The 24,140-nt window shown below is 58.1% G+C and carries 23 protein-coding genes; 10 read left to right on the plus strand and 13 right to left on the minus strand.

Annotated features, from left to right (window positions below; all coding sequences use genetic code 11):
- Positions 1 to 74 precede the first annotated feature (74 nt).
- Positions 75 to 1,064, minus strand: coding sequence for a zinc-dependent alcohol dehydrogenase family protein (locus tag CL52_RS10400; protein ID WP_043220381.1), 990 nt, complete (start codon positions 1,062 to 1,064; stop codon positions 75 to 77).
- 126 nt (positions 1,065 to 1,190) lie between these two features.
- Complete coding sequence (locus CL52_RS10405; RefSeq protein WP_013983157.1) at positions 1,191 to 2,282, minus strand: NADH:flavin oxidoreductase/NADH oxidase; 1,092 nt, start codon at positions 2,280 to 2,282, stop codon at positions 1,191 to 1,193.
- Between the two features lie 83 nt (positions 2,283 to 2,365).
- Between CL52_RS10405 and CL52_RS10410 the strand changes: the two genes are divergently transcribed.
- The 3 genes from CL52_RS10410 (at position 2,366) to CL52_RS20690 (ending at position 5,103) form a co-directional block, all read left to right on the plus strand.
- Positions 2,366 to 2,668: an ArsR/SmtB family transcription factor gene (locus CL52_RS10410; protein ID WP_025297873.1), complete on the plus strand. Its 303-nt coding sequence runs from the start codon at positions 2,366 to 2,368 to the stop codon at positions 2,666 to 2,668.
- Positions 2,669 to 2,959: 291 nt separating this feature from the next.
- A complete protein-coding gene (locus tag CL52_RS10415) occupies positions 2,960 to 3,580 on the plus strand; it encodes a tyrosine-type recombinase/integrase (protein ID WP_043220384.1) in 621 nt (206 codons plus the stop codon).
- A gap of 200 nt (positions 3,581 to 3,780) precedes the next feature.
- Positions 3,781 to 5,103, plus strand: a complete 1,323-nt coding sequence (locus tag CL52_RS20690; RefSeq protein WP_074519878.1) for a DUF6602 domain-containing protein — start codon at positions 3,781 to 3,783, stop codon at positions 5,101 to 5,103.
- Between the two features lie 111 nt (positions 5,104 to 5,214).
- On the opposite strand, the gene CL52_RS10420 is transcribed toward CL52_RS20690, so the two are convergent.
- The 3 genes from CL52_RS10420 to CL52_RS10425 all read right to left on the minus strand — a co-directional run bounded on the left by CL52_RS10420 (position 5,215) and on the right by CL52_RS10425 (position 8,667).
- Positions 5,215 to 6,594 carry a hypothetical protein gene (locus tag CL52_RS10420; RefSeq protein WP_043220386.1) on the minus strand — a complete coding sequence of 460 codons (1,380 nt, stop codon included), beginning with the start codon at positions 6,592 to 6,594 and terminating at the stop codon, positions 5,215 to 5,217.
- Between the two features lie 401 nt (positions 6,595 to 6,995).
- Positions 6,996 to 7,235, minus strand: a complete 240-nt coding sequence (locus tag CL52_RS20695) for an AbrB/MazE/SpoVT family DNA-binding domain-containing protein (RefSeq protein ID WP_235366370.1) — start codon at positions 7,233 to 7,235, stop codon at positions 6,996 to 6,998.
- A 691-nt stretch (positions 7,236 to 7,926) separates the two neighbouring features.
- Positions 7,927 to 8,667 carry a metallophosphoesterase gene (locus CL52_RS10425; protein ID WP_043220389.1) on the minus strand — a complete coding sequence of 247 codons (741 nt, stop codon included), beginning with the start codon at positions 8,665 to 8,667 and terminating at the stop codon, positions 7,927 to 7,929.
- Between the two features lie 274 nt (positions 8,668 to 8,941).
- Between CL52_RS10425 and CL52_RS10430 the strand changes: the two genes are divergently transcribed.
- On the plus strand, positions 8,942 to 9,217 hold the full coding sequence (locus CL52_RS10430) for a pyocin activator PrtN family protein (RefSeq protein ID WP_003288343.1): 276 nt from the start codon (positions 8,942 to 8,944) through the stop codon (positions 9,215 to 9,217).
- Here the strand turns inward: CL52_RS10430 and CL52_RS20700 are convergent.
- Positions 9,191 to 10,345 (minus strand): site-specific integrase, encoded by a 1,155-nt coding sequence (locus CL52_RS20700; protein ID WP_024162551.1) that lies wholly within the window; start codon positions 10,343 to 10,345, stop codon positions 9,191 to 9,193. The genes CL52_RS10430 and CL52_RS20700 overlap by 27 nt on opposite strands.
- A gap of 106 nt (positions 10,346 to 10,451) precedes the next feature.
- Between CL52_RS20700 and dusA the strand changes: the two genes are divergently transcribed.
- Positions 10,452 to 11,468, plus strand: coding sequence for a tRNA dihydrouridine(20/20a) synthase DusA (dusA, locus tag CL52_RS10435; protein ID WP_074519882.1), 1,017 nt, complete (start codon positions 10,452 to 10,454; stop codon positions 11,466 to 11,468).
- A 123-nt stretch (positions 11,469 to 11,591) separates the two neighbouring features.
- Complete coding sequence (tal, locus tag CL52_RS10440; RefSeq protein WP_043220393.1) at positions 11,592 to 12,518, plus strand: transaldolase; 927 nt, start codon at positions 11,592 to 11,594, stop codon at positions 12,516 to 12,518.
- Here the strand turns inward: tal and rssC are convergent, their stop codons facing one another.
- Both rssC and rssB read right to left on the minus strand, forming a co-directional pair.
- On the minus strand, positions 12,519 to 13,001 hold the full coding sequence (gene rssC / locus CL52_RS10445) for an anti-sigma factor antagonist RssC (RefSeq protein ID WP_041104763.1): 483 nt from the start codon (positions 12,999 to 13,001) through the stop codon (positions 12,519 to 12,521).
- Positions 12,998 to 14,182 (minus strand): two-component system response regulator RssB, encoded by a 1,185-nt coding sequence (gene rssB / locus CL52_RS10450; protein WP_043220397.1) that lies wholly within the window; start codon positions 14,180 to 14,182, stop codon positions 12,998 to 13,000. The genes rssC and rssB overlap by 4 nt, the downstream gene beginning before the upstream one ends.
- 205 nt (positions 14,183 to 14,387) lie before the next feature.
- Between rssB and CL52_RS10455 the strand changes: the two genes are divergently transcribed.
- On the plus strand, positions 14,388 to 14,687 hold the full coding sequence (locus CL52_RS10455) for a PilZ domain-containing protein (RefSeq protein ID WP_041104760.1): 300 nt from the start codon (positions 14,388 to 14,390) through the stop codon (positions 14,685 to 14,687).
- A gap of 24 nt (positions 14,688 to 14,711) precedes the next feature.
- Here CL52_RS10455 and CL52_RS10460 read toward each other — a convergent pair whose 3' ends face one another.
- Positions 14,712 to 15,359, minus strand: coding sequence for an MlaA family lipoprotein (locus CL52_RS10460; RefSeq protein ID WP_425288334.1), 648 nt, complete (start codon positions 15,357 to 15,359; stop codon positions 14,712 to 14,714).
- 259 nt (positions 15,360 to 15,618) lie between these two features.
- On the opposite strand from CL52_RS10460, the gene CL52_RS10465 reads away from it, so the two are divergent.
- Positions 15,619 to 15,885: a DUF4404 family protein gene (locus CL52_RS10465; protein ID WP_041104757.1), complete on the plus strand. Its 267-nt coding sequence runs from the start codon at positions 15,619 to 15,621 to the stop codon at positions 15,883 to 15,885.
- Between the two features lie 57 nt (positions 15,886 to 15,942).
- On the opposite strand, the gene queF is transcribed toward CL52_RS10465, so the two are convergent.
- The 3 genes from queF to CL52_RS10480 all read right to left on the minus strand — a co-directional run bounded on the left by queF (position 15,943) and on the right by CL52_RS10480 (position 18,610).
- Positions 15,943 to 16,773 carry an NADPH-dependent 7-cyano-7-deazaguanine reductase QueF gene (gene queF, locus CL52_RS10470; protein WP_043220402.1) on the minus strand — a complete coding sequence of 277 codons (831 nt, stop codon included), beginning with the start codon at positions 16,771 to 16,773 and terminating at the stop codon, positions 15,943 to 15,945.
- Between the two features lie 128 nt (positions 16,774 to 16,901).
- Positions 16,902 to 17,681: an ABC transporter permease gene (locus CL52_RS10475; RefSeq protein WP_041104755.1), complete on the minus strand. Its 780-nt coding sequence runs from the start codon at positions 17,679 to 17,681 to the stop codon at positions 16,902 to 16,904.
- Positions 17,678 to 18,610, minus strand: coding sequence for an ABC transporter ATP-binding protein (locus tag CL52_RS10480; RefSeq protein WP_041104753.1), 933 nt, complete (start codon positions 18,608 to 18,610; stop codon positions 17,678 to 17,680). The genes CL52_RS10475 and CL52_RS10480 overlap by 4 nt, the downstream gene beginning before the upstream one ends.
- A 191-nt stretch (positions 18,611 to 18,801) precedes the next feature.
- Between CL52_RS10480 and CL52_RS10485 the strand changes: the two genes are divergently transcribed.
- Positions 18,802 to 21,249, plus strand: coding sequence for an acyl-CoA dehydrogenase (locus CL52_RS10485; protein WP_043220404.1), 2,448 nt, complete (start codon positions 18,802 to 18,804; stop codon positions 21,247 to 21,249).
- Positions 21,250 to 21,380: 131 nt separating this feature from the next.
- Positions 21,381 to 21,788, plus strand: coding sequence for a PA2817 family protein (locus tag CL52_RS10490; protein ID WP_043220406.1), 408 nt, complete (start codon positions 21,381 to 21,383; stop codon positions 21,786 to 21,788).
- A gap of 303 nt (positions 21,789 to 22,091) precedes the next feature.
- Here CL52_RS10490 and CL52_RS10495 read toward each other — a convergent pair whose 3' ends face one another.
- Positions 22,092 to 24,104: a polysaccharide biosynthesis protein gene (locus CL52_RS10495; RefSeq protein ID WP_043220409.1), complete on the minus strand. Its 2,013-nt coding sequence runs from the start codon at positions 24,102 to 24,104 to the stop codon at positions 22,092 to 22,094.
- Positions 24,105 to 24,140 lie beyond the last annotated feature (36 nt).

Genomic DNA, 24,140 nt, shown 5'->3' on the forward strand with positions numbered 1-24,140 from the left:
GAGAGACGCATCGAGCTGGCATGGGCTTATCGACAGTGACCCTACCGGCCATGCCGCGAAGACCTGCACGTGGTTTAAAGCGTTACAACAATCTTGCCCACCTGGGCATTCGATTCCATGTACCGGTGAGCCTCGGCCATCTCGTCGAAGCTGAATGTACGGTCGATTACCGGCTGCAGCTGCCCAGAGGCGAGCCCTTCGTTGATGAAGTGCTTGGCCCGTTCGAGTTTTTCTCGATCCTGGGTGATCTCGAACAGCTGATAACCACGCAGCGTCAGATGCTTGCCGAGCAGGTCCATGACCGACACAGGGATATCCCGAGTGTCCAAAGCGCCGTACTGGAAGAAGATGCCGTGGTTCGCCAGTGCCTTGAGCACCAAGGCCACTTCGGGCCCGCCAACGGGATCGAAGGCCATGCGAGCGCCTTTGCCATGAGTCATCGTCATGACCTCGGCCACCATGTCCTGCTCCTGCGTCGCAATGACTGCCGCCGCCCCGGCCTGAAGTAAGGCCTCGCGCTTGTCGCTGGTGCGGGTCAGCGCGACAGGAACGGCGCCCACCATGTTCGCAATCTGGATAGCGGCAAGCCCCACGCTGCTGGACGCCGCACGGATTAGCACCGTCTCGCCGGCCTGCAGCCCACCAAGCTCGATCAGTGCGCCATAGGCAGTGACAAACTTCATCCAGGTCGCCGCTGCTTCCGTGAAAGAAAGCGCTTCCGGGTGTTTGACCACCGCGTGAGCCGGCGCGTCGACCAATTCACCGTACAAGCCGTATTCGTCAAAGGAGAACGCGGGCACTACGCTGACCGCATCGCCAACAGCGAAGCCGACCACACCGGGACCCACTGCAGATACGGTCCCAGCCGCTTCATAGCCCAGCATGGCGGGAAACGTCGGTTCGATGACGTACTGGCCTGTGCGGTACATCACTTCAGCCCGGTTGATGCCGAGCGCCCTGACGTTGATTTGAACCTCGTTCGCGCCGGGAGCCGGCACGTCGATCTCGTCGATCTGGAGAACCTCCGGTCCACCGGTGCGATGAAAGCGTATGACGCGAGACATAGCGTAATCCTCAGCTATCTATCGGAAGGGCCGAGCCATGAGCGGCCCAGCCAGGTAGCCACCAGCGCACATCGGCGCTGAGGCAGCGGGCGATTAGGCCATGACGGCCGTCTTCGCCCCGACGGATCACTTGTAGCGTTCAAGCCAGTGGGCATAGGGAGCCGGCAAGGTCCAGGACGCACGCTCTACGCCCAGCTCTTGGGCGGCAAGATAGGACCAATTTGGATTGGCCAGATGTGCTCGCCCAATCATCGCCAAGTCCAGCTGACCGCTCTTGACCGCTTCTTCGGCAACGCTTGGCGTGCCGAAGCCCCATGCCGAAGCCACTGGTATCCCCGCCTCACGCTTCACGCGCTGGGCAACTTCGCCCATGAAGCCAGGCGCCCAGGGAATGTTGGTTTCAGCGATGGTGAAACCAATGCTGACGCTCAGCAGATCCAGGCCACCATCTTTGAAGCGACGTGTCAGTTCGATAGCCTCGGTCAGCGTCTGTTCGTCCCGGCCGTCATATTCGATAACCCCTAGACGAGCGGTTAGCGGCAGGTGCTCCGGCCAAACCTCACGAACAGCCGCCAGCGTTTCAAGCAGGAAGCGGCTACGGTTGTCGAAACTGCCGCCGTAGGCGTCATCGCGATGGTTGGAGTGTTCGGAAAGGAACGACTGGGCCAGATAACCATGGGCGAAATGCAGCTCCAGCCACTCGAAGCCAGCGTCACGCGCACGGCGAGCGGCTGCGACGAAATCCTCACGCACACGGGCAATGTCTTCCAGCGTCATGGCTTGCGGCTGCTTGGCCAGGTGACCGCCAAAAGCTATGGCCGATGGAGCGATGGTCTGCCAGCCACGGGCGTCATCTTCAGCGATGTGGTCATCGCCTTCCCATGGACGGTTTGCGCTTGCCTTGCGACCGGCGTGGGCGATCTGCAGGCCGGGGACCGAGCCGGCTGCCTTGATCGACTGCACCACCGGTACGAAGGCCTGGGCCAGCTCATCGTTCCAAATACCCGCACAGCCAGGAGTGATCCGCCCTTCTGGCGCTACAGCGGTTGCTTCGACAATCACCAACCCCGCCCCGCCACGCGCAAGGGAGGCGTAGTGAACACTGTGCCACTCGTTGATCAGGCCATCGTTTGACGAGTACATGCACATAGGGGGAATCGCAATACGGTTGCGAAGCGTGACGTCTTTAAGCGTGAAGGGTTGGAACAGCGCAGACATTGGTTTCTCCGAGGGTTGTCTATTACGTTAATTCGATAGTATTCGAACTATGGAGATAGAGCAAACCCGTGTATGCTTCGTTCATGCGCCCCTACAAACACCCTCCCGTCACTGAATTCGTCCTCGAGCGTCTGCTATACGCCTTGAGCGATCCTGTGCGCCTGGAGATCGTCCGACGCCTTGCCGAACTGGGCGAAGCCAGCTGTGGCGAATTGGACGGTGGCCGACCAAAGTCCACCATGTCCCATCACTTCAGGGTGCTGCGAGATGCCGGGTTGGTCCAAACCCAAACCATCGGCACGACCCATATGAACTCGTTGCGCAGGGATGATTTGAACAATCGATTTCCTGGTTTGCTCGAGACGATCTTATCTCAGCGCGGCTAAGGCTGGCTTGAGAGTCAATTCATCGAGGAAGACGTTGAAGACGGCCTGCTTCGAAACCCTGGGCTCCAGTGAGCTCAGGGACTACCTCGCCGCTGACTGCGGAAGCATGACTAGTCCCGACGTAAACGCCTTACCCAGATGGCCTCAATCGAGCAGCTGGAGCGTTTCGCTTGTGCGCAGTATCGGTGGCTCGTCTACAGATTATGCCGCTTACGACAGGCCGCTAGTGGCCGGTTAGCGACCACTGTTCTGGCTAGCCATCCTTGTCCTCCCACACGTGGAGGACTTTCCATGAACATCATCGCTACCAGCAGCCGTCAGCCCTGGAACAAAGGAAAATTGGTCGGACAGAAAACTCCGCTCCGACTCAGAGATATCTGGGCCATCCGAGTAAGGCTTCAAATTGCAGAGAGAACCCGGGATCTAGCCCTCTTCGATCTGGCCATCGACAGCAAGCTTCGAGCCTGCGACTTAACCAAGCTCCGTGTGCACGACGTTGCGCATGGCGACCGCGTGTCATCACGAGCCATGGTGATGCAGCAGAAAACGCAGCGGCCAGTGCAGTTTGAGATCACTGAGCAAACACGGTCTGCTCTCGCGGCCTGGATACATCAAGCCCAGCTCCGCAACGAGGACTGCCTGTTTCCGAGCCGGCTACATACCTCAGACCATCTATCCACTCGTCAATACGCTCGTATCGTCAAAGGCTCGGTGAAAGCCATAGGCCTTGATCCAGCCATGTATGGTACTCACACAATGAGACGTACGAAGGCATCACTGATCTATCGCAGGACCAAAAACCTGCGGGCGGTTCAACTGCTGCTCGGCCATACGAAGCTGGAGAGCACGGTTCGATATCTGGGGATAGAGGTCGACGACGCTCTGGAGATGGCGGAACAAACCGAGGTTTGATCATGCATAGCGACGGTTGAAGCCAAGCCGTCGCTAACCGGCCAATTGCAGCTCTAGCCATGAAGCATTGTGCAATTGAGGGGGGATATCAATTAGTGGGTAAAATGGAAGATGCTCCACGTCGCACGCAGCCACTGTGCAACTCGACAATAAAGTTTTTAGTCGACATTTTTATTTAAAACGCTACTTATGGAGGCTATGTGATTTGTAAAGCATCGGAGCTGCTTGGGGAATTTATTGAGCTCGAAAAAAGAAAACTCGATGGATTTGATATGCTTCACATGCCCACTCTGGGCTCCGCCTACGAAGAGATAACGAAGCAAGGTATATATCAGGATTTTGCCATTCCAAAGGGCTTGGATCTGAGAGTTGTTTCGGGCTTTATCTCTATTGGAGGTGAAATGCTGGCAGAGCAAATAGATTGCATGTTAGTCCATGGTCAAGGGGAGAGATATGGACTAACGCAGCAATATAAGTATGACATAAATAATGTACTTTGCATTTTTGAAGTCAAAAAAAATCTAAGGAAAGCTGATTACGTTGACGCCTTGCACCATTTAGCCAAAATCAGAAGAAAATTTGCTGACAATTTCGAAGAGCGATTAATTAATGAAGGTTATAAGCCAGACATCACCAATGCGCGCCGGCGCTTTTCTCAACTGACGGGAAAAGTTGCTCCTGAGGAATATCTTGACATACACCACCTATCGAAAGCCGATGGCATATTATTTTACGCACTCGTCCAAGAATCGTTGTCGCCGATTACGATAATTCATGGCTACGAAGGATATAAAACCGAAAGCGGCCTTAGGTCTGCATTTTTGGACATTCTTGAGGAGGCTTGGAAAAACGGAGCCGGCTGGGGAATTCCAAGTATCCCCACGATTGTTACATCTAATAATTTCTGCCTCGTCAAAGGTAGTGGCATTCCATTCTTAGTTGTTCAGAATAAAAATGAGTGGGTCTCTGTATTTTCCACCAGGCACAATTCAGCCAAATTAATCTTGGAATTAATCTGGTCAAAAATTGGCGAATACTTTAACGCAAAAATGCCTTGGAATGATGGGCTGCATATGGATAGTGTTCAACCTCTATTGATTGCAGAAGCTAGGGAGGTCGATGAAGCAGCGGGTTGGGCTTATAGAACAGTAGAATTTAATGAAAAACACATGGTGCGAGGCGATGATAATTTGTGGTCGCCTTCACGACTAGGTAAGGCTGAATTATCTGCGATAAACATAATGGCAGCACAGGGGGGTTATCTCCCCCTAGATAACGGCATGAATGAATATTTAACTAAAAATCACGACCTGACTGTTGCTCAAGTTTCAGACGCCTTGATTCTGACTCGACAGTTTATGCGTGATGGTGAGTTCATTAGACCAATATATCCGCGAACTTATGTTATTACTAATGACGATGAGACAGGATTCGTCGCATCGGAGATTGAGCGATTTGATTTGTGGTGTGCAGAAAATGGAATTGAGCCTAACTACATGTCAATTTATTTTATGGGCGAATAGGCGAACGCTGCTATTGGCCGGTAGCTGCCTATCGTCACCCGCTGCAACCGGCCACAAAGCAGACGTTTCAAGGGCAGATAGGTTTCTAGAAAATCGGGGCCAATCCACCTATTACTTCGAAACTTTTGCCGCTTTGTCTTGGGCCCAATGAGTAGTTTCCTCCACCCCTGCTGTGGTTCCCGCAGACAACATCAAGGCCTGAAATGGGAAGAGGTCCCTCAGATCTGGTACTCGGGCAAAGTCTTGTACTGTCTCAGCCCACTCGTAGTCGTCCTCGAAGGGGTAGTAATTGACGGCATGGACAAAGACCCCTAGCACCGTTGAGTCAGAAGCGTCGTAGTTAGAAATGTTGTCGATGTTCTTGTCTCGGCGCAGCTCCTCGATTTCCACACCATCTCGAGTCTCATACCAGACGTGTACAACCCCAGGGCGATCTGGAGGAATCTGGGTCACGCCATCATTGACTAGGCCTTTAAAATGTCTAGAACGCACGGAGAGCGAGTGCTTGTGATCGCAGCGCCACTGGGCGCCAACACAACGATCAACGTCTTTGACGAACATGTTGAGAATGTCATTGTTGGTTCCGGGTCGAATGACCCGAGACCCGACGGTCGCGATGCTTCGCTTTTCATTGCTGTCTATATCGCCGAACACCAACAGTTCCTGCTGAGGGCAGTTGGCCCTGACAGAGAAGTCTTTGTAATGGCGCTTGAGCCCCATCTTGTCGATAGCGCGTATTGTTCCGCTAATCGATCCAGCTCTCACTCCTCCGCCCGCCTTGCTAGCCAAGTCCGCCACCTTGATCACCTCGTCCGTTGACGCATTTGCGATCTCATCATGGAACGTTAGATCGATGATGCTCCACGGCGCGGCCTTGAGCATGTAGTGGCTCAACTTAGCCCAGATGCTTGCCCAAGCTTCTTCCTCGGACAGCGAATACCTTGTTTGCTTGTCAGCCCGTTTGCATTCGACGTAGAACTCCAAGTCCCCAAATTTCACAAGTAGATCTGGAGATTTCTTTTTCCCATTCGGCCAAGTGATGCTGTTTTCAGGGATGAAGGAGACCTCGTAGCCATTCTTCAAGTAGAACGCCGCTGTCAGCAGCTCGAATAGCTGCCTTTCTGGCTGATTGTTGTTCGCCAGCATCTTGTCGAGAACAGCGTTTATGTTGGGGACGTTTCTCAACTGATCAGCAGCGGCACCGATGGCCATGGCATAGGGGTAAACACGCCTGCTGCTATAGGAGGAGTCACTGACAGGGATATCAAAGGCTAGGTGGGAAGCTAGGATGTACCAATCTATGTCATCGTCCGCCGGCATGAAGAGCTGGGGCTCGATCGGCAGCTTGATGTCGAACTTCGCCTCCCTCTCTCGGATGCGTTTCACATAGGTGGCTTTGCGCTTAGCCCAGACATCCGCTCCAAGCCGGTCAACAAGCAGCTTGTAAAACGCTTTGATTCTAGCGCACTCGATCCGACTGACTTCATCCATACGGTCTCTCCCTGCCGTGAGCAGTGAGATTACCCCGGAGAAATATCAAGCTGCCACCATTTCCGGTTTGAGATCAGCCAGTGGATTGCAGATGCAGAATCCAGCGTAGAAGATTCAATTGATCGTTATTGCGCTAGCGTTGCTTTCAAACCAACGATTCGCAATCCCTACCGCTACGGCATTTGCTGTGGTTCTCGAAGGAGCCAAGTGCTTCGCCTGCGATGGTGTCAAAAGTACCCCCAGTCGCCATCTCAAGCAGTGCGCGAATCCGATAGACTTCTTCGCTTGTTGAGTCGAAGGGGATGGATTAATATTCCTTGCCCTAAAATGGCTACTCTTGGCCGGAAGGGGGAAGCTGGCGAAGCAGCTACTGGCCAAATCCTGCTCACTGTGATCGTCCTTTATTCGCTACCTACACGATTCCAGTGAGCAACCAGCTCATCAGTACGATCTGGAATCTTTGGAGTTTTGCTGAGTAAAATGCATCGTGTAGTGCCAACGTACTCCTCAATCACGTATAGAGTGTCGCCAACGCCGATACCCAGCTCTTGGAGTGCTTCAGCGGGAGTGCGGATAGCACTATCACCATCCCAGTCCTCGATAATTACTTGTTTAGTGCCCATTCCTTGATCCAGCGTCATGATGCCTGCGATATCGCGGGCTTAGGTCTACGACCGAAATAATACGTTGTTACGGGCAGAATTCAGGTGCATTGGGGCGGTCGCGATGCCCTACAGTGCAAATTGTAATTCCACCTCGCGATCGCGAGGTGCCCATCATATCAGTAGGGAAGCAGGTGCATTTTTTGCGCATACTGACCGCCGCAAATGCGCTAGCAGCGATAGCTACCGCTGTACATATCTACTAACGCCTTTCTCCGGCGATGCCCAGGGTAGCAGTGGATCACACTCAGCCATCGTTCAACATCACGGAAAATTGATGCGTGTCCGCGACAACCACACGCTGGGTGAGACTTTCCACATGGAAACCGCTATTGATCCGCAGTTTGGGATAAGCCACTAACAGCAATAGCTACCACTGCACATATCTTCTAGCGCCCTTCTCTGGCGATGCCTGGGGTAGCAGTGGATCATACTTAGTCATCGCTCATGACCGCGGACAATGTGTCCGCGAAGACTAGGGGCTGAGTGAGAATTTCCACATGGAAACTGCTATTGATGTAGGTTTTGGGTAAGCCGCTTGCAAAGAAAGGCTACCGCCGGCCGGCACGTTGCGATCGAAGTCTTGCACTTGCAGGACAGAACGTACGGTAGACGACTCTCAATAACGGCAAACTAACAGCGGATAGACGGCGACTAGAGCAAGGGTCTACTAGCAAAGCTCTATAACAAGTGCCGGTCGAAAACCTGACTCTTCTTTAGGATATCCTCTTTGGTTGGAGACTATCCGGGTACCCTCCACTATGTAATCAACGGACGTATGTGTGTGACCATGCACCCATAGGGCCACGCGGTCAGAGCCCATCAAGTCTTCCCATTGGTTTGCGAAAGCCGCGTCTAAGATCGTCCCTGCATATGGACTTTCCTCAAGTGACCTGAGAGTTGGTGCGTGATGGGTGATTACTACCGTCGGCCCTTCATGTCGTTTTGCAAGCATGCCGCCAAGCCATTCCCGCGTTGCAGTAGATTTCTTGATCAAATCTTGCGGCTTGATGCGCCGGAAGTTTTCTGTCCGAATCTGACGGAAGTCACTCAAGGTCTGTTGAGCGCTCCGCGCGGCTACTGATCGGTGCCCTGTGGCAGCGAAGTCAGTCCACATTGTTGCCCCCAAAAAACGCACTCCTCCTATCACAACTTCATCGTGATCCATGACGCGAACTCGCTCATCAGCGGCCGCCTGCATCGCCTCAAACGTTTTTTCGAGGTGGCCCCGGTAGTACTCATGATTTCCAGGCACATACAGCACAGGGCATGTGAAAGCAGTTTGGGCCCATTCGATTCCTCTGATACCGAGATCAATGTCGCCCGCCAATATGACCAGATCCGCGTTATGCACCTCCGGCATGAAGACCTCAAACTCGTTGTGCAGGTCTGAGAGAATATGAATTCGCATCGGTTCTCCTGGTGTACTGAGGCAACCCCAACCCAATCTCCGCATACGCGGAGCAACGAACGGACAGTAATCGCTCCAAAGCAGAAAAATAGCACTTATCGACGTCTAATTTCGTCGATAGGCTAATTTGAGAGGAAACGACTCATTCCAACCATATAAAAATGAGGAAAATCGAGCAACTAGAGCGCGACGTGAACAATCCCACCTATACCAGCAGCACCAACAAGGTCAATTGGTTTGCTAGTTTCGCCAAACTTCGTCATGAGGCGCCAGAATGAACACCTTCTTTCTACTCATGGCTCAGTACAACGGCAAAGCTGTAATCCCCTTGGAGGACATCTGCCGTGACTACTTTATGCACCTTACTCCAGAAATGTTCCAACGGAAGGTGCTTGCAGGCCAGATCAAAATCCCTTTGATGCGAATAGAATGCAGCCAGAAAAGTACAAAAGGTATTCACTTGTCAGACTTGGCCGCCTACTTGGATAAGCGGCATGCCGAGGCGTTAGAAGAGTATCAAAAATTAAACGGTGTTCGCCGTATTGGTTGACTTTCTTCTCGACACCCAAACCCCAAAAGAAACCTTCATATCTATAATCGTAGGCAGCCAGCACCAACCCGTATATCGATCTCCGTCACCATGCAGATGCGTATAACGTCTGAGCGAGTTCCAGTCTCTGTGGCCTGATACGCTAGCTACCGCAGGGATATCCCACCCCAGTTCGAATAGACGGCTGATCCCTTCATGTCGCAAGTCGTGAAAGTGAAGATCTTTTATACCGGCCCGTTCGACCGCACGCATCCAGGCCCCTTGGATAGCGTCAGTGGTGTAAGGAAAGATCTCTTGGTATTCACGAGGCATGCTCTGAACTATTGCCCAGGCTTCATCAGGGAGACGGCACCAAACGTCATTTCCCCATTTATCTCCCGGGTTTTTCATATCCCGTACCAAGACCGCCTTTCGTGAAGGGTCTAAATCGTCCCACCGGATCCGAACAATCTCCTCTTGGCGGCGAGTTGAGAATAGAGCAAACGCCATAACTTTTGGCATATGTATCGAGGTAGGGCGCGGGCGAAGCACTTCTTGGAAACGCTGAAGTAGCTTGTCCAGCTCTGCCATAGTGGGACGACGGTCCCGCTCCTGGCTTTTAAGCCTGTAGCCTAGCTTGGAGAGGACACGACGGGCCTCTACCATGCATATACCATCAACCTCGTAACCCCATGCGGGCCGCGCTACCGATAGAACGGCCCCCAGATGGGCTAAATCATTACCCACGGTCTGGGGTTTGACGCCTCCCCCTTCAGGACTCATGCGCCATAGCGCATAATCGACCAGTACTTGGCTATTGAGCTCGCGATCAGTCTTGGTACCCAGTGTGGTCTTCGCAATGGCAGCCAAGGTGGCTTTCTTCGTCTTACCCAGCGGGCGGGCTCTGCCCACCTCCTCTAGATACTTGTCGATTATGTCCGACAGTTGAACGCCCTTATGCCGTGCCCGCTGAATGGCACCTGGCTCAGCTAGCTCCGTTTCTCGTCGCTTAGCCCACGCTTCGGCCGCTTTTTTGCGAGAAAAGGTCATGCTTTCGGTATGAACCTGCTGCCCGTTCTTCTTGAGTCGGATCTGTGCGGTATAGCTCATAGAGCCATCGGCTCGTTTACGGGCTCGAATCGTTGCCATGCGAGTGCTCTGACCGGTGGTACATACTGGTATCTTGGTGGTACAGCGTACCACCTGGGTTTAATAAATGCCCTGAAACCCCTGAAAATACGTTGGTAGCGCGTAGATGACTAAAGAAGCAAATATTACCTCAAAGCCTTTAAAAACGGGCACTTCAGGATTCCGACGCTTCTCCGTCGCGCCGATGATGGATTGGACGGATCGCCACTTCCGCTACTTCGCCCGGCAATTGTCGCAGCGCACTCTGCTCTACACCGAGATGGTGACGACCGGGGCGCTGCTGCATGGCGACGCGTCGCGCTTCCTGCGCCACGACGAGAGCGAGCATCCGCTGGCGCTGCAGCTCGGTGGCAGCGTGCCGGGCGATCTGGCAGCTTGCGCGAAGCTCGCCGAAGCCGCGGGTTATGACGAGGTGAATCTCAACGTTGGCTGCCCCAGCGATCGGGTGCAGAACAACATGATCGGTGCCTGCCTGATGGCCCACCCGCAACTGGTCGCCGACTGCGTGAAGGCCATGCGCGACGCGGTGGGCATCGAGGTCACCGTCAAACATCGGATCGGCATCAACGGCCGCGACAGCTACGCCGAGCTGTGCGATTTCGTCGGGCAGGTCAGCGAGGCTGGCTGCCGCAGTTTTACCGTTCACGCACGCATCGCGATTCTCGAAGGCCTCTCGCCCAAGGAAAACCGTGAAATTCCGCCACTGCGCTACGAGGTCGCGGCGCAGCTCAAGCAGGACTTTCCCGAACTGGAGATCGTGCTCAACGGCGGCATCAAGACACTGGAGCAGTGCGAGGCGCACCTGCGCGTCTTCGACGGCGTCATGCTCGGCCGTGAGGCCTACCAGAACCCCTACCTGCTGGCCAACGTCGACCAGGCGCTGTTTGGCAGCAGCGCTGCGCGCGTCAGCCGCGCCGAGGCGCTACGCGCCATGCGGCCCTACATCGAGCGTCATCTTGCCGAAGGTGGCGCCATGCACCATATCACCCGGCACGTGCTCGGTCTGGGCCAGGGTTTCCCGGGCGCCAGGCGGTTCCGCCAACTGCTTTCCGTTGATGTGCACAAGACGCCAGACCCACTCGCCCTGCTCGACCAGGCGATCGACTTGCTCGAGGGCCATTGAGCGTCTGCAATCGGGAACACCCCGCGCCAGGCGCGTTCAAATGGCACCTCACGACTGTAGCCATTGAAGGCCGTCGAACCGCTCGGGTAAGGTCGTGCCAACCTCAGGACGGAGTTCCCATTGATGACTTCCAAGCTGGATCAACTCAAGCAATTCACCACCGTGGTCGCAGACACCGGTGACATGGACGCCATTGCTCGTCTGCAGCCGGTGGACGCAACCACCAACCCTTCGTTGCTGCTCAAGGCCGCCGCCCTGCCCCGCTACGCCGAGCACTTGGCCAGCGCAACGGCGCAGGCTCAAGGCGACGTCGGCCTGGCTTGCGATCTCTTCGCGGTGGCGGTCGGCAATGAAATCCTCAAGCTGATCCCGGGCCGCATCTCGACCGAGGTCGATGCGCGCCTGTCGTTCGACAAACAGGCCATGGTGCAGCGCGCCGAGCGCCTCATCGGTCTCTACCAGCAGGCCGGCATCGAGCGCGAGCGCGTGCTGATCAAGATTGCTGCCACCTGGGAAGGCATACGCGCCGCCGAGGAACTCGAAAAGGCCGGCATTCAGACAAACCTGACGCTGTTGTTCTCCTTCACCCAGGCAGTCGCCTGTGCCGAAGCCGGTGTATTCCTCATCTCCCCCTTCGTCGGACGCATCTACGACTGGTACAAGAAGCATGAAGGCCGCGATTATCTCGGCGCCGAAGACCCAGGCGTGCAATCGGTCACCCGCATCTACAACTACTACAAGGCGCATGACTACAAGACGGTGGTCATGGGTGCGAGCTTCCGCAATATCGGCCAGATCGAAGCGCTGGCTGGCTGCGATCGCCTGACCATCAGCCCCGAGCTGCTGGGCCAGCTGGCCGAAACCGATGGCACACTGGCGCGCCGGTTGACGCCTGGTGCGGGGAGCGAGCCCCGCGTCACGCTGGATGAAAAGGCGTTCCGCTGGGGGCTGAACGAGGATGCCATGGCCACCGAGAAGCTCGCCGAAGGCATCCGGCAGTTCGCACGGGATCAGGAAAAGCTCGAAGCGCTGCTGGCAGCGAAGTCCTGATCAGGACCGCTCCAGCGCGGTGACGAGGTCATGGAAGGCCTCGCGGTTGGATTCGTTGAGGCTCATCAGGATTCGGTGGGCCTCGAGTACCTTGGCCTTGACCACTTCCTCGGACTGATCCTGCGTCGGCAGATCGGCGAGGCATTCCGGGCAGGGCAACGGCCGGTCAACGATGTTGAACACCTGATCGAAGCCCATCGAATGCAGCAGCCGGGTAATATCCGGATGCGTCGTCACCAACGTCGGCAGCATGCCGACCTTCTGCCGGGAAAGGATCGAAAGCTTGGCCAGCAGGCCGAGCGTGGTGCTGTCGACGCTCCGACTCTCGGTCAGATCGATGACGATCGATGAAAAATTCAGAGACGAGAAGATCTTCTCGATTGTCGCATCCAGCGCCGAACACAGCGTCAAGCGTATTTCACCGATGAACTTGAGCACAAAGGTGCCGTCCATCTCGGCGAACTGGATTTTCCCAGTACTCATGCAAGGTTCCTGCTCAACACCAGCAAGGCAATGTCATCAGGCATGTCGGCCAACTCGGCAAGGCCGAACATACGGCTTAAACCGTCCAGCGTGCCACCAGCGTTGCTGACCAACTCTGGTAGTGCAGACTCCTTTTCTTTGAGTGTGTCGCCCGGCAAAAGGTCCAAAATGCCATCCGAGAGCAGCGTCAGGCTGAAGGCCTCCGGCAGCTCCAGCTCGAAATCCTGATAGACCGCATCGGCGAACAGCCCGACGGGCAGCCCTCGCCCTTCCAGATAATGTGCCGCTGCGCCGGTATAGAGCACCGGCAACGGCAGGTGACCGCCAATCGCATAGTGCAGCACGTTGCGCTCGACGTCGATCACACCGCCAAGCATGGTTACGTGCTTGCCCAGCTTGCAGTTGATCAGCCCGCGGTTGATGTGATCGAGCACCTCGGAAGGCTTGAACTCACGCAGAGTTCCGCTGCGGCGCGACTCGTACAGCAGGCGCGTGGTCATGAACTTCAGCAGTACCGTCACGAAGGCCGAAGACGCGCCGTGACCGGAAACGTCCGCCAGATAGAAGCCTATCCGACGCTCGTCGACGCGAAAGTAGTCGACGAAGTCCCCGGACAGGTACAGCGAGGGAATGATGCGGTGAGCGAAGTCGAAGCCATCGGCGCTCCAGGGCGTCACTGGCAGCATGTTCATCTGCACCTGCCGACCGGCATCCTGGTCTTCCTGCAACAGGTGCAGGCTCGCCTGCAGATCCCGGTTGGCCGATTCCAGTTGCTCGCGGTAGCGGCGGTTCTCGAGCCGCAGGCGGGATCGGTCAAGCGCGCGACGCACCGAGTGCTCGAGCATCGCGAGGTCTTCGAGTGGCTTGATCAGGTAATCGGCAGCGCCCAGGCGCAGGGCCTCGACCGCATCGCTCATGACACCGGCGCCAGAGACCACGATGACCGGCAGGTCCAGCTGGCGCTCGCTGATCCGGCGTATCAGCTCGAGGCCGTCCATGTGCGGCATGCGCAGGTCACAGATGACCAGGTCGGGCTGCTCGGCGTCGAACAGGGCCATGCCGTCGGGGCCGTTGGCAGCCTGCAGAACCCGGAAGCCGCTGTCTTCGAGGTAGGCCGCGAGGCTCGCCCGCACCACATCGTCGTCATCAATGATCAGCAGCGTTGCGCTTGGTTTCTGCATGTTCCTACCAGGCGACGATTCGCCAGGATGATGGTCTTAGCATGGTCCGCGCCGACGAATGGGTGCGGTCGGTTTCAAGGCGCAGACGGTACTCCCATACGGAGGGGGTTTCAAGCCACACGCCGCCTGCCCTCCGGAACGCTTTGCAGCTTCCATTACCGGGAGCTATAAGAACCGCAATGCCGATAAAGAAAGGAAGACCACAATGAGTCAGAACGACCGTCAGTACAGCGAGAAGCGCGATTTCATCCGCATGCACGTCGAAACCGACGTGCAGTTGCTCATCGGCGAGCGCCAGGTGGCAGCCCGCTGCATCGACCTGTCGAGCACCGGCATGCAGGTGGTGCTGAGCGAGCCTCTGCAGGCCGGGCAACAGGTGCGGGTATTGATCCCCTCGAGTCATCCGGAGCTGAGGGGCCTGGACGCCGAGACCGAAGTCGTGCGCGTGGCCGACCTGGCGGACGGCCAGCACCGGATCGGGCTGGCCATTCTCAGGATGAACTGAGAACGCCACCCGACGAGCGCACGATCAGAAGTCGTCCTCTACCTGGCCATCCCGGGTGCGGAACTCACGATTCTGCAGGTAGGCGTTGCGCACGAAGATGTACTCGTCGCCGGTGATCAGCTTCTCGGCCGAGAGCAGGCCGGCTCGGGTATCGACCAGGCCCACACCGCGGGTCAGGTTGCGCGTCGGGACGTCGTCCATATACGGATAGGGCTGGAGGAAGGCATCCGGCACGCGTCCTGCGGCATCACGCACCGTGCTGGGCCCCAGCAACGGCAGCACGACGTAGGGGCCGTTGCCCAGGCCCCAGACGCCCAGCGTCTGGCCGAAGTCCTCGTCGTTCTTCTGCAGCCCCATGTGCGTGGCTACGTCGAACAGGCCCAGCACGCCGAAGGTGGTGTTGAACAGAATCCGGCTGGCGTCGATGCCCGCCTCGCGCGGCTTGCCTTGCAGCAGGTCGTTGGTCATGACGATCACGTCGCCCAGGTTGCCGAAGAAATTGCCGATGCGATCCTCGACGAAATCCGGCGTGACCTTCTGATAGCCCTTGGCGAGCGGCTTGAGCGTGTAGGTATCGAGCGTGTCGTTGAAACGGTACACCACGCGGTTAACCCCTTCCCACGGGTCCTCTTCGGCCGCCTGCAGCGGCAAGGCGACAACGAGTGCTGCCATAGCGGTCAGCACGCCTGATTTGACGAGCCCGAATCGACGTGCACCGATCATAGGCATTGCAACTCTCCTGTGTTGAACGTGAGGAACCGGGCATCCAGCGCCCGCGCGGCGCGCAGTATAAAACCAATCGGCCGCCGCGCGCGTATCGCGTGGCCAGGCGGTCCGCAAAGAACCAGACAAATGGCCGAAGGCTGGTTTAATCTCGGCAGCAGGCAGCAGTCTTTGACCCTGCCGCTCCGTAAATCATGAGGGAAGCACTATGCCGGAACGTGAATTGCAGTCGCAGCTCCTCGAGTTGCGCAATCAGCTGGCTCAGGACACGCCGCTGACCGATGAGGAACGTGCCTCCTTGCAGGCCCTGGCACAGGATATCGAACTGCGTCTTGCCGCCCGTGGCGAGACCGAGTACAGCGATTCGCTGGTCGACGGCGTGAACCTCGCGGTAGAGCGCTTCGAGGTCAGCCACCCGAACATGGCGATGACCCTGCGCAATATCATGCAAAGCCTGGCGAACATGGGCATCTAGCGTTACGCCATTCGCCTCGTCCGGCAGGAAAGGTTGATCGCCTTTCCTGCATTGAGGTCATTGACGTACCAGGCGCCGGTTGTCGATGGCCAGCGGCCCGGTACTGCGATACGGGTTGATGTCCAGCCCACCCCTGCGCACGTAGCGGGCGTATACCGTCAGCCGTTCCGGCTGCAGCAGCCGCTGCAGATCAAGGAAAATTCGCTCGACACACTGCTCATGGAAGTCCGCGTGCTGGCGGAAACTCACCAGATAGGCCAGCAGCCCTTCGGCCGAAAGCGCCGGTCCACGATACTCCACTACCACACTGCCCCAGTCCGGCTGCCCGGTAACCGGGCAATTCGACTTGAGCAGGTGGCTATGCAAGGCCTCGTCCACCTGACGCGAAGCATCGCAACTCAATAGCGCCGGGCGCGGCTCGTCGTAGTGCTCGATGGCCACGTTCAGCTCGTCGATGCAGCGTCCGGGCAAGCCGGCAACGCCTTCGGCCGTCACTTCGTCAAGGCTACGCAGCGCCACCTCCACCGACTTGCCCACCGCGGCGGACAGGTCGCGCGTCAGGGTTTCGGCCACGGCGTCGGCGCTATCGAACACGCTCTGGTTCAGCGAGTTCAGATACAGCTTGAACGATTTGGACTCGATGATATTCGGCGAATCGGCCGGAATGCGGAACTCGCCGATTGCCACGACCGGCTTGCCAGACGGCAGCAACCAGGAGAGTTCGTAGCAGTTCCAGATGTCGACGCCCGAATAAGGCAGCGACTCGGCCGTGAGCCCAAGCTCTGCCCATTTCGGCGCACGGGCGATGGGAAACAGCAGCTCGGGGCTGTAATGGGCGATGTAGGCGCTGGATTTGCCCAGCGGGGATAACTCGGCGGGATGCTGCATCGGGATGACCTGCAAGACGAAACGCTGCGCAGTTTATAGCCTCGCCGCGACTTTTTCAGGAGCCTTACGGCGAGGCGGCCTAAAGCCTCGACATTCCCGGCACGGCCTGCTCGAGGCAGGCCACTGCCTCACTGGCGCATACCCCTGCCGCTCTGCAGCAGCCGGACGCAGACCAGATACAGCACGACGGCGGCCACCAGCATGAACGTGATCGCCACGCCGATGCGGATATCCGATACGCCAAGGATGCCGTAGCGGAACGCGTTGACCATGTGCAGGATCGGGTTGGCCAGCGACAGCGTCTGCCAGAACGGCGACAGCAGGTGAATCGAATAGAAGACACCCCCCAGGTAGGTCAGCGGCGTCAGGATGAAAGTCGGAACGATGGAGATGTCATCGAAGTTTCGCGCGAACACCGCGTTGACCAGCCCCCCCAGCGCGAAGATCGTCGCCGTCAGGGTGATCACCAGCAGCGTCACGCCCAGGTGATGGACCTGCAGATCGGTGAAGAACATCGACAGCAGCGTCACGATCACGGCAACCGCCAGGCCACGGGTGATACCGCCGAGCGCGAAGCCCGTGACAATCACATGCGGCGAGACCGGCGAAACCAGTAGTTCCTCGATGGAGCGCTGGAACTTGGTGCTGAAGAAGCTCGACACCACGTTGCTGTAGGAATTGGTGATCACCGACATCATGATCAGCCCCGGCACGATGTACTCCATGTAGCTGAAGCCATCCATCTCGCCGATGCGGCGGCCGATCAGGCTGCCGAAGATGACGAAGTAAAGCACCATGGTGATCGCCGGGGGCAGCAGCGTCTGCGGCCAGATGCGTGTGTAACGACGGACCTCCCGCTGAACGATGGTCTGCAGCGCAACCAGGTTGGCGCGAATTTCGGCGCTCATTTGTTCACCTTCTGCAGATTGTTTTCCACCAGCGACACGAACAGCTCCTCCAGACGATTGGTCTTGTTTCGCAGGCTCAGCACCTCGATTCCCTGCGCGGCGAGCAGGCGGAAGAGTTCGTTGACGCCCTGGCTCTTCTCCACCTGTATCTCGAGCGTATGGTCATCGACCAGGCGCACCGGGTAGCCCGCGAGCTGCGGAGCAACGGTTTGCGCGTCCTTCAGGTCAAGCAGGAAGGTCTCGACATGCAGCTGCTTGAGCAGCTCGCGCATGCTGGTGTTCTTGACGATCTGCCCATGGTCGATGATGCCGATATGCCGGCAGAGCTGCTCGGCCTCCTCCAGGTAGTGCGTCGTGAGGATGATGGTGATGCCTTCACGATTGAGTTCGGTGAGAAATGACCACATCGAGCGGCGCAGCTCGATATCCACCCCGGCGGTGGGCTCGTCGAGGATCAGCAAGCGAGGCTGGTGGATCAGTGCTCGAGCGATCATCAAGCGACGCTTCATGCCACCTGACAGCATGCGCGAGGAAACGTCGCGCTTGTCCCACAAGCCCAGCTGGTTCAGGTACCGCTCGGCGCGCTCCTTGGCCACCTTTGCCGGAATGCCGTAGTAGCCGGCCTGGGTGACGAGGATGTCGAAGGCCTTCTCGAACTGGTTGAAGTTGAATTCCTGCGGCACAACGCCCAGGCAGCGCTTGAGGCCCGCCGGGTCACGATCAAGGTCGTGGCCGAACACGTTGACCGTCCCGCTGGTCTTATTCACCAGGGTGGACAGAATGCCGATGGTGGTCGACTTGCCGGCCCCGTTGGGCCCGAGCAAGGCGAAGAAGTCGCCCTCGGCGACGTCCAGATCGATGCCCTTGAGCGCCTGGAAGCCGTTGCCGTAGGTCTTGGTCAGCTGCCGAATGGACAGAGCAGTACTCATAGGAAGATGCACACAACGCAAGAGGATCACCTTAGATGGGGACGGCAGCCAGGAATGCAACCGGAGATTTCCAGTGCCCTGGTTGCCCTCCACCGCACGACAAAATCGCCTTACATTGACCCCAGCGGCTTTTACCCATGGCGATGGCGCCTATGCTCATCGGCATGCACACATTCTAGGGAGCGGTCTCAATGGCTTTGATCTGGTTACTGGTTCTCCTGCTCGGCATCGCCGTCATCGCCCACCTGCGGCTCTCGCTGATACCCGCGCTGGCGCTGGTTGCTGTCTATCTGCTGGCGATGGGCGCGGCGGAAGACGTTCCTGGCTGGCTCGTCGGGTTGCTCTGGCTCGTGCTCATCGTTACCGCTGTGCCGTTGCTGGTCGGCGACCTGCGCCGCAAGTACATCAGTGAGCCGATGTTCGACTGGTTCAAGAAGGTGCTGCCGCCGATTTCGGACACCGAGCGCGATGCCATCGAGGCCGGCACCGTGTGGTGGGACGGCGAGCTGTTCAGCGGCAGGCCGGACTGGAACACCCTGCTCGCCTACCCGCCGGCCAGGCTCAGCGAAGAAGAGCAGGCATTTCTCGATGGCCCCACCGAGACGCTGTGCGCCATGGTCAGCGAATGGGACATCGCCCAACGGATGGACCTGCCGCCGGCCGCCTGGGAGTACATCAAGGAGCAAGGTTTCTTCGCCCTGATCATTCCCAAGGAGTACGGTGGCAAGGGCTTCTCGGCATATGCCCACTCGCAGATCGTGATGAAGCTGGCGACCCGCAGTGGCGACCTGGCCAGCACGGTGATGGTCCCGAATTCGCTCGGCCCGGCAGAGCTGCTCCTGCACTACGGCACCGAAGAGCAACGCAACCACTACCTGCCGCGCCTGGCCAATGGCAGCGAGATCCCCTGCTTCGCCCTCACCGGCCCTTACGCCGGCTCCGATGCCGGCGCCATGACCGATACCGGCGTCATCTGCCGCGGCCAATGGCAGGGAGAGGAAGTGCTCGGCCTGCGGCTGAACTGGGAAAAGCGCTACATCACCCTTGGCCCCGTCGCCACGCTGCTCGGCCTCGCCTTCAAGACCTATGACCCGGAGGGCCTGCTTGGTGGCGATGAAGAGCTCGGCATCAGCCTGGCCCTGATCGCCACCGACACGCCCGGAGTCGAAATCGGCCGCCGCCACGTGCCGCTGGGCGCCGCCTTCATGAACGGTCCGAACTGGGGCAAGGATGTCTTCGTGCCGCTCGAAGCGGTGATCGGTGGGCGCGACATGATCGGCAAGGGCTGGATGATGCTGATGAACTGCCTGTCGGTCGGCCGCTCGATTTCGCTACCGGCCACCGGGACCAGCGCAGCCAAACTGTGCAGCTACACCAGCGGTCGCTATGCGGCGATCCGCGAGCAGTTCAACGTGCCCCTGGCCGCCTTCGAAGGCATCCAGGAGCCACTGGCGCGGATCGGCGGCAACGCCTGGCTGATGGATGCGGCGCGCACGCTCACCGCCAACGCGGTGGATCTCGGGCAGAAGCCCTCGGTGCTCTCGGCAATCCTCAAATACCACCTGACCGAACGCGGCCGCGAATGCATACGCGACGCCATGGACATCCACGGCGGCAAAGGCATCATTCTTGGCCCGAACAACTACCTGGGCCGGCTCTGGCAGTCCGCGCCGATCTCGATCACCGTAGAAGGTGCCAACATCCTCTCGCGCAACCTGATGATCTTTGGCCAGGGCGCGATTCGTTGTCACCCGTACGTGCTAAAGGAGATGGCGCTGATCGGCGAAAGCGATCGCGAACACGCCGTCAGACAGTTCGACGAGCTGCTCATGCAGCATGTCGGCTTCGCCGTCAGCAATGCCGCCAGCACGCTCGTGCTCGGGCTGACCTTTGGTCGTCTGGGCAAGGCGCCGGGCAATGCCCTGTCGCGCGGCTACTTCCTCTCGCTCAACCGACTGGCGGCGGCTTTCGCCATGCTGGCCGACCTCTCGATGATGCTGCTCGGCGGCGAGCTCAAGCGCCGCGAGCGCTTGTCGGCGCGGCTCGGCGACGTACTCAGCCAGCTCTACCTCGCCTCTGCCGCGCTCAAGCGTTACCACGACCTGGGCGAACCCAGAGAGCAGGAAGCGCTTCTGCGCTGGGGCCTGGAGGACTGCCTGCAGAAAGCCGAACAGGCGCTGGATGAAATTCTCGCCAACTTCCCCAATCGCCTGCTCGGCGGCCTGCTGCGGCTCGTCGTCTTTCCGTTCGGTGCGCGGCACGCCGGCCCATCCGACGCACTCGATAGCGAAGTCGCCGGCATACTGGGGCGTGCCGAAGGCGATCCTGCGCTCGAGCAACTGCTCGACGGCCTCTACCGACCGACCGATGCCGACGAGCCGCTGGGCACGTTGCACCATGCCTTCGACCGGCTCGCGGCCAGCCGCAAGGTCAGTGGCAAGCTGCACAAGGCATTGAAGGCAGGCGAACTGCAGCCAGCCCCGGGCCAATGCCCGATCGAGGCCGCGACAGAAGCCGGTGTGCTCGAGCAGACCGAAGCGCAGCAACTGCGTGAAGCCGAGCAACTCAGGCGACGCGTGATTGACGTCGACGACTTCGCCAAAGAAGAACTCGTCCAACCGGCCGGCCACGTGCGTTGACGGAACGCTCGAGGCGGCGCCCAGCCGCCTCGATGCCGAGCGAACCCTGCCTGAATCGACGAGTCAATCAACTAAGCACACCGACTCGACGCGGCTCTATAATCGCCCGCCCAGACCGAAACGAGGTATCCATGGCCAATTCCTACCTAGATCACAACCTGGCGCTGCTGGCGCATCTGCGCGGCATTCTCATCGCCATGGGCGAATCCGGACAGGTCACGGATGAAAGCCATCAGCTGTTTCTCGAACGCTTCGACGAACTCGTCATGAACCTGCCGAACGTTCCAGAAGAACGCCACCTGGGCCAGGACCTGATCTGCCAGGTGTTCCACCGCTATCCGCAAATCGCCCATCTGGTGCCGCGCGACCTGCTCTGGTTCTTTGGCGGCGACTGCCTGCACTTCATGCCCGACGACGAAATCGCCGTCTTCCAGCAACTGGAAGAGCGCCGCTACGAGGCCGAGCAGAACGACGAGCCGTTCGACTGGAATCAGGAAAAGCAACTGCTGAGCATGCCGGAAGAAAGCCCGCGGCATTGAGACACCCGGGTGCGCCGTAGGCGCCCCCCAACCTTCGTGCTACCGCCGGGGCGGAATGCTGCGAAGTTTCCGCCCCGTAGCACCTGCCGTTCACGCCCCGCGAAAACCCTGCAATCCGTAGGACGTAACGCGCGCACCCGGGACATCCCTTTGCACCGCGCTACCCTTTGCCACGCTGGAAAAATGCCCTACCACAGGCCACGGTAGATCCGGTCTTCAGGCATCGGTTGGTTTCCGCCCAGGAAACCGCACTGCCCTCCGATTAAAGGCCGGTTAACCAGGCCTCGGGCCGCGGAGCCGAAGTCACTCCCCCGGCTCCGCTCTGCGCTGCTGGTAAATCCAGTCGACGATGTCACCTTCCGGCTTGTAGCCACTGACTGCCTCGCGCAGCAGCTGACGCACCAACGGATAGTCGTCCTCGTCCACGGCGCCCATCAGGCGGCTCAGCAACCGCTTCAGCTGATCCCATGGCAGATACTCTTCGCTCGCCGTCATGATCATCGGGTGCTCGGTGGGGCTGACGTTGTCGCCGATCAGCAGCTCCTCGTAGAGCTTCTCCCCCGGACGCAGCCCGGTGTACTCGATTGCGATATCGCCATGCGGGCATTTTTCCGAACGTACGCTCAGGCCAGACAGATGGATGAGCTTCTCAGCCAACTCCGCTATAAGCACCGGCTGGCCCATATCCAACACGAACACATCGCCGCCCTGTCCCATCGATCCAGCCTGGATTACCAGCTGCGCAGCCTCGGGAATGGTCATGAAATAACGGGTGATCTTGGGATGGGTCACCGTTACCGGCCCGCCGGCCCGAATCTGCTGGTAGAAGCGCGGGATCACCGAACCAGACGAACCCAGCACATTGCCGAAGCGCACCATGGTAAAGCGCGTCTTGTTGACGTGGTGTACCGCCTCCCGGCTACCGAACAGCACCGGCGCCGGCTCACGACTCAAGGCCTGGAGAATCATCTCGGCCATGCGTTTGGTGCTGCCCATCACGTTGGTGGGCCGCACAGCCTTGTCGGTGGAGATCAGCACGAAGTTGGTGACGCCCGCCTGCAACGCCGCCTGTGCCGTGTTGAGCGTACCAATTACATTGTTGAGTACGCCCTCGGCAACGTTGTGCTCGACCATCGGCACATGCTTGTACGCGGCAGCGTGGTAAACGGTTTGCACGCCCCAGGTCTGCAGCACGTCCAGCAAGCGCTCGCCGTCGCGGATCGAACCCAGGATAGGTACCAGTTGCGTCGCGAGCGCCTCGCGCTCGATACGCCGCTCGAGCTCCATATGGATGCTGTACAGATTGAATTCACTGTGTTCAAACAGCAGCAGCGTATGGGGTGCATTCGCCAGAATCTGGCGACACAGCTCGGAGCCAATCGAACCGCCTGCACCCGTCACCATCACAACCTGGCCACGGATACACCGCTCGAACAGCGCCTGCTGTGGCGGTACCGCATCGCGCCCAAGAAGATCTGCAATGTCTACTTCCTGAATATCCTCGACCTGCACCTTGCCGCTGGCCAGATCCATAAAGCCGGGCACACTGCGTACATGCAGTGGGAAATGCTCCAGCATTTCCAAGATCTCCCTTCGGCGAGAGCGAGAGGCGGAGGGAATGGCCAGTAGTATCTGAGCCGCTCCGGTTTCTTCGATCATCTGCGCAATACGCTTAGCCGGATAAACTTTGAGTCCTGCAATTGAACGATTCTGGAGTCTTGGATCGTCATCGATAAATGCAACAGGAGACATCACGCGGCCAAGCCTCACAGCCGCGACTAATTGATTACCGGCAGCGCCAGCTCCATATACCGCTACCTTGGCAATACCTGCATCCCGAGTTTTGAACTTCGTCAGCGATACCGGCGAAAACCAGTCTCCAAGGAAGTACTGCCGCATCACCAATCGCAAGCCACCGATCAGGACCAGGCTAAGCCACCAATAGTTGAAAACCATCGAGCGCGGAATGAGTTTGGGAGCATCACTACGCCAGTAAACAGCAAGCGCCAACACTAATGTTGAAAGAGTGACCGCCTTGGCGATAGCCATAAGCGCATCGTTACCGAAATAGCGCATCACCGCGCGATACATGCCTAGGCGGATGAAGAACGGAACAGAAATCAATGGCGCAACGACAAACAGCCAAGCATGTCCGGCAAGGGGCTCGACGAAATCGGCCTCGCCAACACGAACGAAGAAAGCCAGCCAGAGCGCTACCCAGACCAAAACGACATCCGTGGCAACTTGAATAAGCCGCTTCTGCCGCCTGGATAAAGCAACCAACCGCGCACGTAGGCGCTCAGCGTACCTCAGCATTTTCCACGACCTTCGCTCCAGTTACCGGAAAGCAAT

Origin of the sequence: Stutzerimonas balearica DSM 6083 (assembly GCF_000818015.1) — a bacterium.
Taxonomy (GTDB): domain Bacteria; phylum Pseudomonadota; class Gammaproteobacteria; order Pseudomonadales; family Pseudomonadaceae; genus Stutzerimonas; species Stutzerimonas balearica.

What these genes read in the sequence shown, in the direction of transcription:
- CL52_RS10465 (WP_041104757.1), top strand. Translation starts at nt 15,619, where the DNA reads ATGCCGGAACGTGAATTGCAGTCGCAGCTCCTCGAGTTGCGCAATCAG.
- CL52_RS10400 (WP_043220381.1), bottom strand. Translation starts at nt 1,064, where the DNA reads ATGTCTCGCGTCATACGCTTTCATCGCACCGGTGGACCGGAGGTTCTC.
- CL52_RS10420 (WP_043220386.1), bottom strand. Translation starts at nt 6,594, where the DNA reads ATGGATGAAGTCAGTCGGATCGAGTGCGCTAGAATCAAAGCGTTTTAC.
- rssB (WP_043220397.1), bottom strand. Translation starts at nt 14,182, where the DNA reads ATGCAGAAACCAAGCGCAACGCTGCTGATCATTGATGACGACGATGTG.
- CL52_RS10480 (WP_041104753.1), bottom strand. Translation starts at nt 18,610, where the DNA reads ATGAGTACTGCTCTGTCCATTCGGCAGCTGACCAAGACCTACGGCAAC.
- CL52_RS10455 (WP_041104760.1), top strand. Translation starts at nt 14,388, where the DNA reads ATGAGTCAGAACGACCGTCAGTACAGCGAGAAGCGCGATTTCATCCGC.
- CL52_RS10475 (WP_041104755.1), bottom strand. Translation starts at nt 17,681, where the DNA reads ATGAGCGCCGAAATTCGCGCCAACCTGGTTGCGCTGCAGACCATCGTT.
- CL52_RS10485 (WP_043220404.1), top strand. Translation starts at nt 18,802, where the DNA reads ATGGCTTTGATCTGGTTACTGGTTCTCCTGCTCGGCATCGCCGTCATC.
- CL52_RS10410 (WP_025297873.1), top strand. Translation starts at nt 2,366, where the DNA reads ATGCGCCCCTACAAACACCCTCCCGTCACTGAATTCGTCCTCGAGCGT.
- CL52_RS20695 (WP_235366370.1), bottom strand. Translation starts at nt 7,235, where the DNA reads ATGACGCTGGATCAAGGAATGGGCACTAAACAAGTAATTATCGAGGAC.
- rssC (WP_041104763.1), bottom strand. Translation starts at nt 13,001, where the DNA reads ATGAGTACTGGGAAAATCCAGTTCGCCGAGATGGACGGCACCTTTGTG.
- dusA (WP_074519882.1), top strand. Translation starts at nt 10,452, where the DNA reads ATGACTAAAGAAGCAAATATTACCTCAAAGCCTTTAAAAACGGGCACT.
- CL52_RS10415 (WP_043220384.1), top strand. Translation starts at nt 2,960, where the DNA reads ATGAACATCATCGCTACCAGCAGCCGTCAGCCCTGGAACAAAGGAAAA.
- tal (WP_043220393.1), top strand. Translation starts at nt 11,592, where the DNA reads ATGACTTCCAAGCTGGATCAACTCAAGCAATTCACCACCGTGGTCGCA.
- CL52_RS10405 (WP_013983157.1), bottom strand. Translation starts at nt 2,282, where the DNA reads ATGTCTGCGCTGTTCCAACCCTTCACGCTTAAAGACGTCACGCTTCGC.
- CL52_RS10490 (WP_043220406.1), top strand. Translation starts at nt 21,381, where the DNA reads ATGGCCAATTCCTACCTAGATCACAACCTGGCGCTGCTGGCGCATCTG.
- CL52_RS20700 (WP_024162551.1), bottom strand. Translation starts at nt 10,345, where the DNA reads ATGGCAACGATTCGAGCCCGTAAACGAGCCGATGGCTCTATGAGCTAT.
- CL52_RS10460 (WP_425288334.1), bottom strand. Translation starts at nt 15,359, where the DNA reads ATGGCAGCACTCGTTGTCGCCTTGCCGCTGCAGGCGGCCGAAGAGGAC.
- CL52_RS10430 (WP_003288343.1), top strand. Translation starts at nt 8,942, where the DNA reads ATGAACACCTTCTTTCTACTCATGGCTCAGTACAACGGCAAAGCTGTA.
- CL52_RS10495 (WP_043220409.1), bottom strand. Translation starts at nt 24,104, where the DNA reads ATGCTGAGGTACGCTGAGCGCCTACGTGCGCGGTTGGTTGCTTTATCC.
- queF (WP_043220402.1), bottom strand. Translation starts at nt 16,773, where the DNA reads ATGCAGCATCCCGCCGAGTTATCCCCGCTGGGCAAATCCAGCGCCTAC.
- CL52_RS10425 (WP_043220389.1), bottom strand. Translation starts at nt 8,667, where the DNA reads ATGCGAATTCATATTCTCTCAGACCTGCACAACGAGTTTGAGGTCTTC.